Genomic DNA, 15,829 nt, shown 5'->3' on the forward strand with positions numbered 1-15,829 from the left:
CGTGTTTTTTGTTGGTGCTGACTGCAGGCTTTTTACAGCTTGCTGTCCAGCTCCGGTACCGCTTCGAACAGGTCAGCGACCAGGCCGTAGTCCGCCACCTGGAAGATGGGGGCTTCTTCGTCCTTGTTGATCGCAACGATGACCTTGGAGTCTTTCATGCCGGCCAGATGCTGGATGGCACCGGAGATGCCCACAGCAACGTACAGGTTCGGCGCAACGATTTTACCGGTCTGACCGACCTGCATGTCGTTGGGTACGAAGCCTGCGTCAACGGCAGCACGGGATGCACCCACGCCAGCGCCCAGCTTGTCAGCCAGCTTGTACAGGATTTCGAAGTTGTCGCCGTTGCCCATGCCACGACCACCGGAGATCACGATCTCGGCAGAGGTCAGCTCGGGACGGTCGGACTTGGCCAGCTCTTCACCCACAAAGGAGGAGATACCGGCGTCCTTGGCAACGTCGATGTTCTCAACGGCAGCAGAACCACCTTCAGCGGCAACGCCGTCGAAAGAGGTACCACGCACGGTGATCACTTTCTTGGCATCGCTGCTTTTCACGGTAGCAATGGCGTTACCGGCGTAGATCGGACGCTTGAAGGTATCCGCGTCGATCACGTCGGAGATCTCGGAGATCTGGGCCACGTCCAGCAGCGCTGCAGCGCGCGGCGCGAAGTTTTTGCCGGTGGTGGTAGCGGCAGCCAGGATGTGGCTGTAATCCGCGCCAACTTCAGCAACCAGATCGCCAACGTTCTCGGCCAGCTGGTGCTCGTAGGCGTCGTTGTCAGCGCACAGTACCTTGGAAACGCCATCAATCTTGGCCGCTTCTTCAGCAACAGCGCCACAGCCTTTACCGGCTACCAGCACAGTGATGTCGCCGCCGATTTCTTTGGCAGCAGCAACCACACTCAGGGTGACCTTGTTGAGCGCGGCGTTATCGTGTTCGGCGTAAACTAATACACTCATCAGATCACCTTCGCTTCGTTCTTCAGTTTCTCAACCAGCTCGTCAACGGAGCCAACGATGATGCCAGCCTGACGCTCGGCCGGGGCTTCCACACTGACAGTGGTCACACGGGGAGTCAGGTCAACGCCCAGATCAGCAGCGGTCTTGGTGTCCAGCGGCTTCTTCTTGGCTTTCATGATGTTCGGCAGAGACGCATAACGCGGCTCGTTCAGACGCAGGTCGGTGGTAACCACCGCCGGCAGGTTCAGCTCAACGGTCTGCAGGCCACCGTCGATTTCACGGGTCACCTTCACTTTACCGTCAGCCACGTCCACTTCAGACGCGAACGTGCCCTGCGGCATGCCGGTCAGAGCAGCCAGCATCTGGCCGGTCTGGTTGTTGTCGCCGTCGATCGCCTGCTTGCCGAGAATCACCAGGTCCGGCTTTTCTTCGTCAACGATGGCTTTCAGTGCCTTGGCGATGCCCAGCGGCTGAACGTCTTCATCGGTTTCTACCAGGATGGAGCGATCAGCGCCCAGTGCCATGGCAGTACGCAGCTGCTCCTGAGCGGTCTTGGGACCGATGGAAACGGCAACGATTTCGGTAACCACACCCTTCTCTTTCAGGCGCACCGCTTCTTCTACAGCGATTTCACAGAAGGGGTTCATGGCCATTTTGACATTAGCGAGATCAACACCAGAGTTGTCCGCCTTCACGCGAACCTTGACGTTGTAGTCAATGACTCGCTTGATGGGTACAAGAACCTTCATAGGATCCTCGGAATGTTCCATTGGGTGACATGTAGAAGGAGGCGAATTGACGCCGTTGCCGGGTCCACCCCCGCGAAAGAGCCGCTATCTTGAACGCTCGGCCAAAGCAGGTCAATAGGCCGAAAATCTGTAAGCGAATGATTTTGCTGCAAATAGACTCTGCAAGGTGTCCACTTTTCGTGACTTTACGGTCGGCCATTTCCTTGTAAATCAACCAGCTAGCAAGGGATAATCCGAACACCTGTTTGAAATGGTTGCAGTGGCCGCCCCACCGGATCAACACCCGGTAACAATGCAGCGGGCGTTGCGGCCAACCCAGGCAGTGGTGCGGTTTGGCCTATCTCTATATACTCCGCGCCACCCCAAGGCTGGCCCCAGGTGGCTGCTGAGAAAGGTTTTTCTGTGGCAGAGTGTTTCAGAACCCCTTTCTCAGTGGCTTCAGGGCCGAACACGCAATCGATAGCGAGGAGACAGGCTGTGGAACGCGAATCTATGGAAGTCGATGTAGTCATCGTCGGCGCCGGTCCTTCCGGTCTGGCAACCGCCTGCCGTCTGGGCCAGATCGCCCAGGAAACCGGTCAGGAAATCAGTGTGGTCGTGGTAGAGAAAGGCTCCGAAGTCGGCGCCCATATTCTCTCCGGTGCGGTGCTTGAGCCCCGTGCACTGAACGAGCTGTTCCCCAACTGGCAGGAAATGGGCGCTCCGGTGAACACCAAGGTCACCGGCGATGAGATCTACTACCTCACCGGCCCGGAAAAGGCACAGAAAGTGCCGAACCTGTTCGTACCCAAGACCATGCACAACGAAGGGAACTACATTATTTCCCTGGGTAACCTGTGCCGCTGGCTGGCAGAACAGGCGGAAGGTCTGGGCATCGAGATCTTCCCCGGCTTTGCTGCCAGCGAAGTACTCTATAACGACGATGGTTCCGTAAAAGGTATCGCCACCGGCGATTCCGGCATCGGCCATGACGGCGAGAAGAAGCCCAGCTATACCCCCGGCATGGAGCTGCACGCCAAATACACCATCTTCTCCGAAGGTTGCCGTGGTCACCTGGGCAAACAGCTGCAGGAAAAATTCAACCTGCGCGAAGGCACCGATCCGCAACACTACGGTATCGGTATCAAGGAACTGTGGGATATCGACCCGGCCAAACACCAGGAAGGCCTGGTGGTGCACACCGCCGGCTGGCCGCTCACCGAGTCCGGCTCCCCGGGTGGTGCCTTCCTGTACCACATCGAGAACAACCAGGTTGCCCTGGGTCTGATCACCGATCTGGCCTACTCCAACCCGCACGTGTCTCCGTTCGACGAGATGCAGCGCTGGAAAACCAACCCGGAAATCAAGAAGCACCTGGAAGGCGGCAAGCGTGTCTCCTACGGCGCCCGTGCCATCTCCAAGGGTGGCCTGCAGTCCCTGCCGAAGATGACCTTCCCCGGTGGTCTGCTGGTGGGCTGTAACGCCGGCACCCTGAACTTCGCCAAGATCAAGGGCACCCACACCGCCATGAAGTCCGGCATGATTGCCGCGGAAATCCTGGCAGAAGCCCTGAAAGGCGGCCGCGGTGGCGACGAGCTTACCGAATACAAGGATGCCTTCGACAAGAGCTGGATCCACGAAGAGCTGCACGCCCAGCGCAACTTCGGCCCGGCCCAGCACAAGTTCGGCAACTTCATCGGTTCTGCCTTTGCCTTCGTGGACATCAACCTGTTCAACGGCAAACTGCCGATCACCATGCGTGACACCACCCCGGATCACGCCACGCTGAAGCCGGCAGACCAGAGCAAGAAGATCGACTACCCGAAACCGGACGGCAAGATCACCTTCGCCAAGCTGGACAGCGTTTTCCTGTCCAACACCAACCACGAAGAAGATCAGCCCTGTCACCTGACGCTGAAAGATCCGAACGTACCGCTGGAGGTGAACCTGCCCAAGTGGAACGAGCCGGCCCAGCGTTACTGCCCGGCGGGTGTGTACGAAGTGGTTGAGGACGAGAACACTGGCGACAAGCGTTTCCAGATCAACGCCCAGAACTGCGTGCACTGCAAGACCTGCGACATCAAGGACCCCACCCAGAACATCAACTGGGTGGCTCCGGAAGGTACCGGCGGCCCCAATTACCCGAACATGTAATTGGCCGCACGGGCTTCCGTGTCGCACACAAAAAAGGCGCCTGAAAAGGCGCCTTTTTTGTTGTCGGGTCAGTTGCCGAAATTCTGAAGCATTCGCTTTGCAAGCAAAGCTCCAACGGTGGATTCCGCAAGGGAATCAGTCATTACCCCGTTGGAGCCTTGTTCACAAGGCGAATCAGCCGCCTTGCTATGCTTTCACATCCGTCGCAGACACCATAGTCAGACCGGCTTTCTTTGCAGCCGTTGGGCCACCCGGGCCCGCTGCTGCGCACGGCTCTTGCGCAGACGATACCAGGCCAGACGGATGCGATAATCCAGGGCATCCATCAGCTCCAGGGGAGGCATGGCCGGCATGTGCAGATCCGGCTTGCGGGAGTGAATCCGCTTGGGCGCTTCCAGAGTTTGAGGGTCGTTGCGCTTCATGGTCTCCTCCCTGTTTGGGAACGTTGTGGAGTGGCTGGGCTGTGATTGGCGTCCATGATGCAATCGGGTTTACTATCAGTAAACCGAAAAGATCTTTACTCATCGTTCAATTTTTCTGAAAGGTGAAACATGCCCCCGGACAGCCCGCTTCAACCCCTCCTGGACACGGAAATCCTGCGCAGCTTCGTGGCTATCGCGGAAACGGAAAGCTTTACCCAGGCCGCCGCGGAAGTGTTCCGCACCCCCTCTGCCCTGAGCATGCAAATCAAGCGGCTGGAGGAACAGGTGGGGCAACGGCTGTTCCTCCGCGAAGCGCGTCGGGTCAGCCTCACCGCCGAGGGCGAGGCCATGCTCGGCTACGCCCGGCGCCTGCTAAAACTGAACCAGGAGGCCATCAGCCACTTCACCGCCCCGGAGCTGGAAGGCACCGTGCGGCTGGGCACCCCGGATGACATCGGCACCCGTATCCTGCCCCAGGTGCTGACCCAGTTTTCCCGCTCTCACCCCGCCGTGCAGGTGAATGTAATCGTCGGGCGCAGCGCCGACATGCTCAAGCAGCTGGATGCGGGCAAGCTGGACCTGATTATGGTCACCACCGGTAAACAGGGTCGCCCGGCACGGGGGGAAGTGGTGCACAGCGAGCCGCTGGTGTGGGCCGGCGCCCAGGGGGGGATCGCGGTGAGCCAGACCCCCCTGCCCCTGGCGCTGGCCAGCCAGGGCTGTCCCTGGCGCAAGATGGCCCTGGAGGCCCTGGACCGCAGCGATCACCGCTACCGGGTGGCTTACACCAGCGAACATTGCGCCGGACAGGAAGCGGCCATGCAGGCGGATCTGGCCATTGGCCCCTTCCCGCTCAGCCTGATCCAGCCTCCCCTGCAGCAACTGGGCGAGGAATATCAGCTGCCCGAACTGGGCGACTATCAGATCGCCATGCTTTACCGGGGCGAAGAAGGCTCGGCCACCCATGTGCTGGCCGGCCATGTGCGGGCGGTGTTCCGGGCATTGCGGCTTTAAGGGCAGAAAACGCCGCAATGATACAAATAATTAATTTTGTCTCATTGTTTGATGACGCACTCCTCGTTAGCATGAAAAAAAACGGCGTATGAACCACCACGCTGACAGCGAGGACAGAAAAACAATGACAGTCCAAGCCAACCTGGAAAGTCGCCAGGCCCGACTGGAACACCAATGGCCCACTCCCCCCACCGCCCGGGAACTGGACGCGCAATTTCCCGGCATCTTCGATGGCGCCATGCTGCTGGCCGGTGGTGCCAACATTATCCTGCAACTGGCCCTGCCAGGGGTGGGCTATGGCGTCGCGGAAAGCCGGGTGGAAAGTGGCTCGATTCTGCATCACCCGATCAAACGCTCGCGGACGACCTTCACCTACCTGGCCGTTGCCATGATGGGCACCAGTGAAGAGAAGCTGGCCTACCGCAGGGCAGTCAATCGTTCCCATGCCCAGGTCCACTCCACCGAACACTCACCGGTGAAGTACAACGCGTTCGATGAGAACCTGCAGATGTGGGTGGCCGCCTGTCTCTACTGGGGCTTTGTGGATACCCATCAGAAACTCCATGGCCCCATGAGCCAGCAGGAAAAGGAAACCTTTTATCAACTGGCCCACCCGCTGGGCACTACCCTGCAGGTTCGTCAGGACACCTGGCCGAAAGATCTGCAAGCCTTTGACGCCTATTGGCAGGAAGGCCTGCAGCAACTGCACATCGACGACCGTATTCGCCGGTACCTGATGATGATCGCCGACCTGGAATTCCTCAGCCGGCCAACCCGCTTTCTGCTGGGGCGCTTCAACCGGTTTGTGACCACGGGTTTTCTGCCGCCGGAAATCCGTGCGCAAATGCAGCTGGAATGGAATGACAAAAAGCAGCGGCGTTTCGAGCGTACCGTGCGCACGATTGGCCGCATCAGCCTGCTGCTGCCGCGTGTGATCCGGCAGGCCCCTTACAATCTGGTGCTGTGGGATTTCCGCCGGCGCCTGAAGAAAGGCAAGCCACTGGTTTAAGTGCTTCGAGGATCAGAGAGGGAAAGGTCACAAACACCCGCGCCTCCAAGACGTAGGGTGCACTGAGCCTAAGGCGAACTGCACCGATCCCGCGTTTGATGGTGCAGTTCGCCTTGGGCTCAGTGCACCCTACGCAATCTGTGACGGTGTCCTCTCATGAAAAAATGGAGGACACCTCCAACGCCGAAAGCGCCCGCCACTCACCCGGCTGCAACGTTTCATCCAGCACCAGTTTGCCAATCGCCAGCCGATGCAACGTCAGCACCTTGTTATCAAAACGCCCGAACATGCGCTTGATCTGGTGATAGCGGCCCTCGCAAAGCCACACGTCTGCCTCAAACGGGCTACGGATTTTCAGCGCCGCGGGGCGCGTCGTAATGCCTTCGTACTCAAACCACATCCCCTCGGCAAACGCCGTCACATAGTCGTCGGTTAACGGTTTTTCCAGGGTCACCCGATAATGCTTGCGCACCTGGTTCTCCGGCTGACTCAACTGCCGGGACCAGTCGCCATCGTTGGTCAGCAACACCAGGCCGGTGGAATTGAAGTCCAGCCGCCCGGCCAGGTGCAGCCCCTCACGCTGATCCTCCGGCAGCAGATCCAGCACCGTGGGGTGATGATCATCACGGGTGGCACTGACCACTGCGGCAGGCTTGTTGAGCATCAGATAACGGGGCCGGTTTGCCTGCAGAATCTCGCCGTCGCAAACCACCCTGTCGAACGGACCAATCCGTCGTTGCCGATCCCCTTCAACCTGACCGTTAACCTGGACACGGCCACCAGCCAGCAATAACCGCAGATTGCTTCGGCTGATCTGCAGGCGAGCGCTGAGGAAACGGTCAAGACGATGGTATCGGGAGGTCATGGAGACATGATAACGGAGCCGGCGGTCTCCGTAATGGGGTCTGACAGAGTGCCAGACCGGGCTCGCGAAATTTGCGGGACGGTGGCAGGTACCACCGGGTTGCCCTGACGACCCCAAAGTAGAGTCGTCAGGGCTTTCTCGGGTTCGAGGACTAGATTGAGACCGGGAAATGCTGGTCGATCAGATCCTGCGTCACCGCCGTGGGTATATTGATCAAGCCAATCCCCGTATCGGAATAACTGCCCTCATCCGGGAAGTTGGCCAGGTCGATGACCTCAAAACCGGTCCGGTTCTGGAAGCTGCGATCCAGGCCCCGATTCATGATGTCACTGGCCACCGCCGGGTTGTGGTGTCCGGTGGGAATCAGGAACCCGAGAAGACTGTGCAGCACCTCATGGGCCAGGGTTTCACCGATGAGTCGACCGACAATATCAATTGCCAGTTGCTTGAGGCGAAGATCGGTAAAATCCAGCCCCTGCATCTGCTGCACCACTTGACGGGTAGCATCATCCACATCCCCGGCCGCGCCGCTGGCGGCCGCATCATCGAACGCCCCGGGCCAGACGGAGATCGTCTCGTCATACACCGTCGCGCCGATGCCACCGGTCCCCGCCTGCGTACGACCAGCAAGACCCGCTGAAGGCGGATTGCCCCGCAATGTGGCGACAGTCAACCGGTTTGCGGCAGCCCCGCCCGCTGCAAACTGGGCCGGCAATGCCTCATTGAATGGCGCCATTTCCCAAACAGTGCGGACATTCGCCGTCATCAACAACAGGTCACAGGTTTCCTTGGCCGCCCTCAACACCGAGGGTTTCACGTCATCCAGGCTATAACTGGCCAGTACCGCATCAAACGCCGCCGCATCCTCGCGCACGGCGATAAACTGCGGCACGGACAAGGGCACCTTGATACTCGCCAGTGCGGTGCCGGCCGTGTCTCTCAGGGTGTAGTCCAGCTCCTGCAATCCAGGAATCAGCGGCGTGACGGTGATGTTGTCATCCTCTTGCGATGACAATGCCATGGCGGCGGGATTGGGTCGGGTCCAGCGACCGGTTGCCCCTTCCGGCTCGCCTTCCACATTCACCGAAAGGCCCAGGGCGCCACTTTTATCCCCCGTGGCCGGACCAAACGCCAGACCATCCCGGGAGGTGGGTGCCGTGAGGATGATCACCGGCGCCGTGCTGTCCGGGATCCCGGCAGCCGTTCCCCCCAACAGGGAGTTGGTGATGGCATTGCCCTGCCCTTCACTGAGCAGGCCACTTTCCACCGCCCGTCTAACGGTTTGCACATGATCACTGACCTGTGACGGAGAGCTCTGGCGCACCATCTCGCCGGTGAGTGCCTGCAAGGCCCCATTGTCACCCGCACTGCCAGTGGCCGCCCCGCCATTGCCACCGGAGCCTGACGGCGCGGATTGAATTCCGCTGGTGCCGGAACTGGCCGTGGCAGGCTTGCCGCTGGAGCCGATAGGAACACCGGTATAGGCCGACACCAGCCCGCGAACCACATCGCCGGCGATGGCATCCATGGCCGCGCGGTGTTGACGGGTGCTGGTGAACGCTTCTTTCGTAGCGTTATTGATAAACTGAAGCAGTTCCGCTCCCCGGGAAAGGTCACGGAAAATATCCGGCGTGCCCATCACATTCAGGCCTGCCGTCATACCATTGGGATTGGGTACCGCCGGCGCATTCTGCAAATTGATCATCGGTGTGGCGAAATCCGAAGGCCGGGTGTCGCTGCCCTGCGCCCGTGAGCCCGGGGAAATGCCGGTAATCTCCGGTGCGGACTTCTGGCAGGATTGGTCAGGATCAATAAAGCGTTCCACATCCCGTTTCTCTGTGGCGTTGCAACAGGACAGGAACACTTCCGCAAAGACGCCCCGGGTAGGCAGGCTGACCATACGACTGGAAACCACGTAGTTGGGCGCATCAATCTGAACCAGTTTGTGGCCCTCGAGTAATTCGAACGCCACATAATTGCCGAGCACTCCCACCGGCTTGTTGACGATACTATCCAGCAAGGAATTTCCCTGGAACTGGAAGCGGTCAAACCGCATGGCGCGACGATCCGGGTCCTCCATATACCAGATGGCCCGCAGGAAACGCATGGGGCGGGACTGGATATAGGCAATCAGGGACTTGAGCTTGCAGTAGTCTTGATGCTCACGGCCACGATAACCATCAAAGTTGATGGTCGGCGGTGTGATGTCCAGGGAGACATGAGGATTGTCATTACTCAGCGTCACATTCGGCTGCACGACCGTCAGGCGGAAACTCTGCCGCTCCGGCACAAACCGGGAACGGTCCGTCCGTGCCGTGATCTCGATGCGGGTCAGTTTGTGATTGAGGGTCTGCTCGAGCAGATCATTGAGACTCTCTCCCAGCAAACCGAATATGCCGGTGTTGCCGGTAACCCGTGCTGACTCAACCGGATCAAAGCCGATGCGGACGGCCTCGATATCTTCGGCTCTGACAGGATCAGAAATAAACTCCACCGGGGCCTGGTCCGCACTGCCACCCCGGGGTGTCAGCGGAAAGCTCTGCCCGTCATTGGTTTCGATACTGATCGTCAGGCCGGGGCGCCAGGCCTTGTCCAGGCGGATATTCCACCGGGAAAAGGTGGCATAGGGGGTCTCGATATCGTACACATCACGGCAATGCAGCAGTCGCGACAACGATTCAAACGCCCGGCTATAGCTGCGCGGAACCATGCGACGAAGCAGGCGGGAGTGGCGATCAAGAAACCGGGTGATGGGTCGGCTCGGTGCCAGTCTGAATTTATTGAAGCTGGGAATATCATCAAAAATGGCGTCGTCGATATCATACGGCACCAACACCACCGGCTTCTCTTCCACCAGTTCGGTTTTCACCGAATAGTGGGACAGCACCTGGAAGTACTGCACCGTCATGGCGTGATTGCGATTATGGTTGTGCACCGTGCGAGTCTGAATACGCTCGGATTCCCGCTGCGAGGACGTTGTCACCACCGTTGAACGTTGCGAGCGAATGGACGACGCCCGCTGGGTGACTTCATCGGAGATATCCTGGACCGTGGACGCCTGAAGACTCCGTCGCCCGGTGGTGGTACTGGAAGTTTTACCGCCGCCCCCACCAATGCTGAAAAAGCCCAGATCCAGGCTGGCACCACCACCGCCACTGCCGGATTCACCGGTCTGACGTTCGGTGAGCACTGAATCAACCACCTCTTCAATGGCACGGTCATGGTTCAGTTCATGTTCCATCTGCTCGCGCTGGACCCGTGACTCGACCCGCGTGTCACGCTGTGTTCTGGACCAGTCCACAAACGCCAGATTCACATGCTCACAGGGAGCCAATGCCAGGGAATACAGCAATTCACCCAGCCCTCTGCCCACGGGATACCAGCCCTGGCGATACATATTGACCGTACCCAGAAGCAGGTTTCCCCCGGTCAGGCCATAAACCGACGGGGACTCATCGCCAAAGGGAATCGGCGACTGCACATCCTGGCGAGAGATGCCTTTCTCACGGAAGTTCAGCAGCGGTTCATTCAACCGCACAATCTGCCGGAAATGATATTCCCGCGCCGGGAACTCCGTGCGTGGCCGCAGGCAGCAGTTGCCGTCCACGTGCTCTTCATTCAAACCAAAAGAGCGGGGAGAATTCTTGATATCAATGTCATCCGGATCTTCGATGGTCCCGGGGATTTCCGGCCCATCCCGACCCGGGAAGCGCGGCTTCAGTTTGTCCAGCAGCTCCGGACGAATCACCACCTGGTGGGGAACCCCCAGATCACGGTGGGTGGCAATGGACGCATTCAGCACCGGAGTGCGCTGAATATCACCGCCCTCTTCATTGCTGCCGCCTTTGCCAACGACAATGTGCATATCGCTGATACGACTGAGCGGAAAATTGCCCAGATTCACCGAGGCATAGCCGAATTTGTTGGTATGGCCGTTACGCAGAATCAATACCTCACCGCTATCGGCATCCTTCGCTTCCAGGCGAAACGGCACATTCTCCGCAGCCTGGCCCTCTTCGCTGTTCACCAGCATGCGCACCTTGCCAAGGGTCTGGACGGGTTCGGCAACACCATCCTTCACCACCCGCCCCTGGCGTGGCCACTCGCTACTGATGGGAGTGAGGCTCTGGTATTTTGCTTCACTCAGTTCGATGTTCATGGTTTCAAACTTGGCCGCTTTGACCACGGCAGGAATCTCGGCCAGTTCCGCCTGTGGGCGACTTTCCAGGCCTAGCGCGCTGGCGATTTCCGGGGCGTTGGCAGCTTCATTCTGCAGCTCGATCAATTCGTCGCGAAGCACTTTGATTTTGCGATCAAGGCTGGCGGCACCGGCCTCGTCACCGCGTTTTTTCATCGCTTTCGATTCGGCCTCCAGCTTGCTGATACCGGCATCAAAGCGATGAACACGATGAGTCAGTGCATCAATATGTTTTTTGGTGAGAGAAAGAGACGGGGAAGCGTCGTCGCTTCCAGAGCGATCGTCCGTTGCCATTTTGACCTCCGTGTCATGGCTGATATGTGCAGTGCGGCGAGTCTGCCGGCACCGTTGCAGAATAACGAAGCGGTTGCTTCGTCATTTCTGCCCTCGCATTGTGAACCTAACGAGGCCCTAATCTGCTACGTCCATCACGAATCCGGAACAAAATTTGGAGCACTTTCGTTCCAGATAACAGCCCCGCACCGGCCGGCGCATTTCGCCCCTGACACAAAAGTGTTCTCTTTCTGATTAGGTCGCAGGAATGCAGGACGCCGTCTGCGGCAAGCAGCCGCGATCTGGCAAGGGGAGATCAAGCAGAATCGGTCTTGGTGCCGAGCCGGATGGATCCGGCTCACTTACTGGTAACGTTTGCCCTGGTGTTTCAACCAGCCATCCACATGACGGCCTTGTGGATCATGGTGGGTCCAGTGGACCACCCCACCCCGCTCATTCCACTCGTACTCACCGTAGAAGCTGACACGGTCGCCTTCACGCAAGTCTGGAATGCGGGGCGCCAGATCGATGTTGTGCGCGATCAGAAGGGTCTGGCCGGAGGCCAGCTCCAGAATGAATTTCTGGTGGCGGCTGCCTTCGTTATCGTCCGGCAGCACCTTGACCACCCGACCGGCCCCTTCTACCTGAACATCGCTTTGCCGATTTTCATAGGCCGCCTGAATAGCGCGATCACCGGCAACCGCAGCCGATTCGGTTTGGGGGGCATGAACCGATGGCTGGCTGATGGTGCTGTCATCTCGCAGGTAATCCAGCCCGTACAGTGCCAGCACTGTCACGGCAGCGATAATCGGGGCTATTTTTCTCATCAACGTTCTCTGGCCGGCTTATTTCTCCCCTTTTTTACCACAAGCCATCTGCAATGGCAGAACCGTCCTCCACAAAAAAAGGGGCAGCCCAGGCTGCCCCTCTCTCTTTTACCGCAGACTCAAAACCCGTCAGGCTTCCACCGTTGCCTCAGCATTGGCACACACAAACTCATAATCCGTGGAGCGCACGTTGCGGGTTTGCAGCCAGTAACGCCAGGTGGAACCCGGCCACAGGGCGAAGTTCTTGCCATCGTCCTGTTGGTACCAGCTGGTGCAACCGGAGGTCCAGGTGGTGCCCTGCAAGCGACGCTGCACGTTGGCGTTAAAGGCTTCCTGGGCTTTCGGTTTCACATCCAGATAGTCCGCGCCTTCCTCACGCAGCAGCGCCATGCATTGCAGGATGTATTTCACCTGACACTCGATCATGAACACGATGGAGTTATGACCAAGGCCGGTATTGGGCCCCACCAGCATAAACAGGTTCGGGTAGCCGCTGACGGTAACGCCGTAATGCGCTTCCGCAGACTTGGCCCAGTCCTTATGAAGATCATGGCCCGGCAACCCGGTGAGCGGAAAATCTTTCATGTAGATACGCGGATCCACCACAAAGCCGGTACCAAGAATGATGCAATCCGCTTCATGCTCTACCCCGTCTTCGGTGACCACGCTGTTGGCTTTCACCTCGCGGATCCCGGCGGTGACCAGCTCCACATTGTCCCGGTTGAACATGGGATACCACTTGTTGGAAATCAGCACCCGTTTGCAGCCGAAGGTGTAATCCGGGGTCAGCGCCTTCACCAGCGCCTTGTCTTTCACTTGCAGGCGAATGAACTGCTTGCACAGGGCACCCAGCAGTTGCGCCGCCTTCGGGCTGGAAGCCGGCGCCACCCGGGATTCATTGCTCCAGTACAGCCGCGCCCGATGCAGTTTGCGCAGCGCCGGGAAACGCTTGAAAAGCCGCTGCTGAATCCCCCAGTAACCGCGCTCATCCCGGGGAATCACCCAGGCCGCGCTGCGCTGGAACACGGACAGTTTCTTCACCTTGGGGGCGATTTCCGGGCAGTACTGAATGGCGCTGCCACCGGTGCCGATGGACACCACCTTCTTGCCCACCAGATCATAACCATGATCCCACTCGGCGGAATGCATCACCTTGCCCTTGAAGCGCTTTAGCCCCTTGATGTTCGGCACATTCGGCACGTGCAACGGGCCGGACGCCAGCACAAAGTGGCGGCAATCAATGGTCATGCCCGCCGCGGTGCGCACGGTCCAGCGGCCGGTGGTTGCATCGAAATGGGCTTCGTTCACTTCTTGGTTGAACTGGATAAAGGGCCGCAGCTGATATTGCTCCACGGTGTCGAGAATGTAGTTCTCGATTTCGTCCCGGGGCGCGTAGCGCTTGCTCCAGTCCGCCTTGCCGGCGAACGAAAAGGAATACAGGTGCGACTGCACATCGCAGGCCGCCCCGGGATAGCCATTGAAGTACCAGGCCCCGCCCACTTCCGATGCCTTTTCCAGGATCACAAAATCCTCGTTGCCCGCCTCACGCAGCTTGATCGCCATGCACAGCCCGCCGAAACCGGCGCCCACGATGGCCACATCCACGGAAATCGTCTTTGCGGAAATCTTCGCTTTACTGGTCATGTCCCTGCCCTCCTCAGGCGGCTTGCAGCCGGTTCACATCAAAGGCCGCCACTTCGTCCATCAGTGCCTCGGCCTGGTCCAGGAATTCCCGGTTGTCATGCATCCAGGGGTGAAAACCCGGGCGGAAGAAATCCAGCCAGTCCGGCAGGGCCCGGCGCAGTACCCCCGGGCGGCCCACCGCCAGGTTGATCACCTTCCACCACCCCTTCAGGTTCAACAGGCCACCGCCCTTCGCCACCATCACCGTGTAGAACGGCACGAACAGGCTCCAGAACAACGCATTGGCCAACAGAAAGGCTCCCACACGCAGGCCATAGGCCTGGATGCCCTTGCCCACCACCTGCTCGAAGGCATCGAAACACACGGCCTTGTGCTCGGTTTCCTCAATGGCATGCCAGCGCCAGATCGCCGAGTAATGCGGGTCCACCCCTTCCATCAATTCGGTATTGCGCAGCAGCATGTCGCCCAGCACCGCGGTCAGGTGCTCCAGTGCCACCGTGGCGGCCAGCTGAACGGAACGGGGCGCCTTCTTCACCAGTTCCAGCAACCGCACCACCACCGCATCCATGGCCTCAATGGGCATCCCCGCCGCCACCAGCGCCTCGTTGTATTCCTCGTGCTCACGTGTGTGGAAGCCTTCCTGGCCGATGAAGGCGGAAACCTGTTCCTTCAGATGCGGGTCGGTGATTTCCTGGCGATAGTTGCGCACGCTCTGGATAAAGAAGCGCTCCCCCGCCGGGAAGAAAATCGACAGGGTGTTATAGAACTGGGAGATATGCAGCCCGCCCGGATTCCAGCTCAATGCCTTTCCGGCGGGCAGCCCGAATTTGAGATTCCGGCGCACCGGATCAACCTGAATTGTCATTGTCATGCCCCTTGAACAGATCGGATTGATCGGATGCTAGGGCCAGCACGATGACAGGCTCAATAGTTACATTTAGCAATGTTATGGTTTGTTGATATGGGTCAAATTGGGCGGGACAGAAAACACAGATTGGCTAGCAATGTTTACTTTTCGCAGGCGTAGCGATCGGATGACCGCTGCACCGGTGGCGTAGAAACTGGAGCGACCGCTGGCACGGGTAAAGACCTGACCCTCGTGTTCCTATCAACGCTCTCCGGGTTCGGAGAAAAGCACAGGAAAATACCTGCCCCCCCATTGTTATTCGTTTATACACTTAAAAAAGCAAGAAGGGCGACACAGGAGATAGATAATCCTATTCCCGCGCGCCACACCCAATGCATCTTCTCAAGCTTCACTAAAAAATTGGATTTTCTCTCTGGCGAGTTTTGGATTAAAGAACTCAAGCACCAGACAACCATGTTATATAGAAAGACCACTACTAGTAGGAAAACTGAGGTGACGCCGAACAAGCCCTGTTGCCACCAAGTTAATTCGCTGAAAGGCAGTAGACACCACTGCCCAACCAATAAGCCAAAGGTCAGACAACCTATTGCGTAGGTGTTTTCGAGTATCTGCCTAGCGATTAAAGAAGGTGTAAAAAAGGAAGAAAGCGACACCGCCACTCCGAAAGTGAACAAACCAAAGGATCCGATGGTATTCCACAGGTTTGGTCCGATACCTTCTGTAATTGCTGCCTGGTAAAATTTGACATCTGGATAGTATTTATCCGCCCAAACGACGAACAAGAACGCTGGCAATGCCCACGCCATAAAAATAGTTATAGCTTCTTTTAGGTTTTCCCTAGGAAAGAGATCGGCCCTATCAAAAA

At 58.4% G+C, this 15,829-nt stretch carries 12 protein-coding genes; 3 read left to right on the top strand and 9 right to left on the bottom strand.

The annotated features are described in order from the left end of the window. Positions 1–32 precede the first annotated feature (32 nt). Both A0251_RS16715 and A0251_RS16720 read right to left on the bottom strand, forming a co-directional pair. Entirely contained in the window at positions 33–962 is a 930-nt protein-coding gene (locus A0251_RS16715) for an electron transfer flavoprotein subunit alpha/FixB family protein (protein WP_062817977.1), read from the bottom strand. Next, positions 962–1,711 (bottom strand): electron transfer flavoprotein subunit beta/FixA family protein, encoded by a 750-nt coding sequence (locus A0251_RS16720; RefSeq protein ID WP_062817978.1) that lies wholly within the window; start codon positions 1,709–1,711, stop codon positions 962–964. The genes A0251_RS16715 and A0251_RS16720 overlap by 1 nt, the downstream gene beginning before the upstream one ends. 477 nt (positions 1,712–2,188) lie before the next feature. On the opposite strand from A0251_RS16720, the gene A0251_RS16725 reads away from it, so the two are divergent. Further along, positions 2,189–3,844, top strand: coding sequence for an electron transfer flavoprotein-ubiquinone oxidoreductase (locus tag A0251_RS16725; RefSeq protein ID WP_062817979.1), 1,656 nt, complete (start codon positions 2,189–2,191; stop codon positions 3,842–3,844). A 218-nt stretch (positions 3,845–4,062) separates the two neighbouring features. Here A0251_RS16725 and A0251_RS16730 read toward each other — a convergent pair whose 3' ends face one another. Then, positions 4,063–4,266: a hypothetical protein gene (locus A0251_RS16730; protein ID WP_062817980.1), complete on the bottom strand. Its 204-nt coding sequence runs from the start codon at positions 4,264–4,266 to the stop codon at positions 4,063–4,065. Between the two features lie 129 nt (positions 4,267–4,395). On the opposite strand from A0251_RS16730, the gene A0251_RS16735 reads away from it, so the two are divergent. Continuing rightward, on the top strand, positions 4,396–5,280 hold the full coding sequence (locus A0251_RS16735) for a LysR substrate-binding domain-containing protein (protein WP_062817981.1): 885 nt from the start codon (positions 4,396–4,398) through the stop codon (positions 5,278–5,280). A 124-nt stretch (positions 5,281–5,404) separates the two neighbouring features. Then, positions 5,405–6,289, top strand: a complete 885-nt coding sequence (locus A0251_RS16740; RefSeq protein ID WP_082810945.1) for an oxygenase MpaB family protein — start codon at positions 5,405–5,407, stop codon at positions 6,287–6,289. A 154-nt stretch (positions 6,290–6,443) separates the two neighbouring features. Here A0251_RS16740 and A0251_RS16745 read toward each other — a convergent pair whose 3' ends face one another. The 6 genes from A0251_RS16745 to A0251_RS17560 form a co-directional block, all read right to left on the bottom strand. Next, a complete protein-coding gene (locus A0251_RS16745; RefSeq protein WP_062817982.1) occupies positions 6,444–7,154 on the bottom strand; it encodes a pseudouridine synthase in 711 nt (236 codons plus the stop codon). Positions 7,155–7,305: 151 nt separating this feature from the next. After that, entirely contained in the window at positions 7,306–11,646 is a 4,341-nt protein-coding gene (locus A0251_RS16750; protein WP_062817983.1) for a hypothetical protein, read from the bottom strand. Between the two features lie 341 nt (positions 11,647–11,987). Next, the gene (locus A0251_RS16755; RefSeq protein WP_082810946.1) at positions 11,988–12,452 is read right to left on the bottom strand and encodes a DUF3465 domain-containing protein; all 465 of its coding nucleotides are present in this window, start codon (positions 12,450–12,452) and stop codon (positions 11,988–11,990) included. Between the two features lie 129 nt (positions 12,453–12,581). Next, entirely contained in the window at positions 12,582–14,096 is a 1,515-nt protein-coding gene (locus tag A0251_RS16760) for an NAD(P)/FAD-dependent oxidoreductase (protein ID WP_062817984.1), read from the bottom strand. Between the two features lie 13 nt (positions 14,097–14,109). Then, entirely contained in the window at positions 14,110–14,961 is an 852-nt protein-coding gene (locus A0251_RS16765; RefSeq protein WP_062817985.1) for a metal-dependent hydrolase, read from the bottom strand. A gap of 305 nt (positions 14,962–15,266) precedes the next feature. Then, on the bottom strand, positions 15,267–15,829 hold a 563-nt coding region (locus A0251_RS17560; RefSeq protein ID WP_197461973.1), incomplete at its 5' end, for a hypothetical protein.

Origin of the sequence: Alcanivorax sp. NBRC 102024, assembly GCF_001602235.1 — a bacterium.
Lineage (GTDB): Bacteria > Pseudomonadota > Gammaproteobacteria > Pseudomonadales > Alcanivoracaceae > Alcanivorax.

Excerpts from the sequence above, each read along its gene's own strand:
- A0251_RS16740 (WP_082810945.1), top strand. The coding sequence starts at position 5,405 with ATGACAGTCCAAGCCAACCTGGAAAGTCGCCAGGCCCGACTGGAACAC.
- A0251_RS16720 (WP_062817978.1), bottom strand. The coding sequence starts at position 1,711 with ATGAAGGTTCTTGTACCCATCAAGCGAGTCATTGACTACAACGTCAAG.
- A0251_RS16730 (WP_062817980.1), bottom strand. The coding sequence starts at position 4,266 with ATGAAGCGCAACGACCCTCAAACTCTGGAAGCGCCCAAGCGGATTCAC.
- A0251_RS16745 (WP_062817982.1), bottom strand. The coding sequence starts at position 7,154 with ATGACCTCCCGATACCATCGTCTTGACCGTTTCCTCAGCGCTCGCCTG.
- A0251_RS16750 (WP_062817983.1), bottom strand. The coding sequence starts at position 11,646 with ATGGCAACGGACGATCGCTCTGGAAGCGACGACGCTTCCCCGTCTCTT.
- A0251_RS16755 (WP_082810946.1), bottom strand. The coding sequence starts at position 12,452 with ATGAGAAAAATAGCCCCGATTATCGCTGCCGTGACAGTGCTGGCACTG.
- A0251_RS16715 (WP_062817977.1), bottom strand. The coding sequence starts at position 962 with ATGAGTGTATTAGTTTACGCCGAACACGATAACGCCGCGCTCAACAAG.
- A0251_RS16765 (WP_062817985.1), bottom strand. The coding sequence starts at position 14,961 with ATGACAATTCAGGTTGATCCGGTGCGCCGGAATCTCAAATTCGGGCTG.
- A0251_RS16760 (WP_062817984.1), bottom strand. The coding sequence starts at position 14,096 with ATGACCAGTAAAGCGAAGATTTCCGCAAAGACGATTTCCGTGGATGTG.
- A0251_RS16735 (WP_062817981.1), top strand. The coding sequence starts at position 4,396 with ATGCCCCCGGACAGCCCGCTTCAACCCCTCCTGGACACGGAAATCCTG.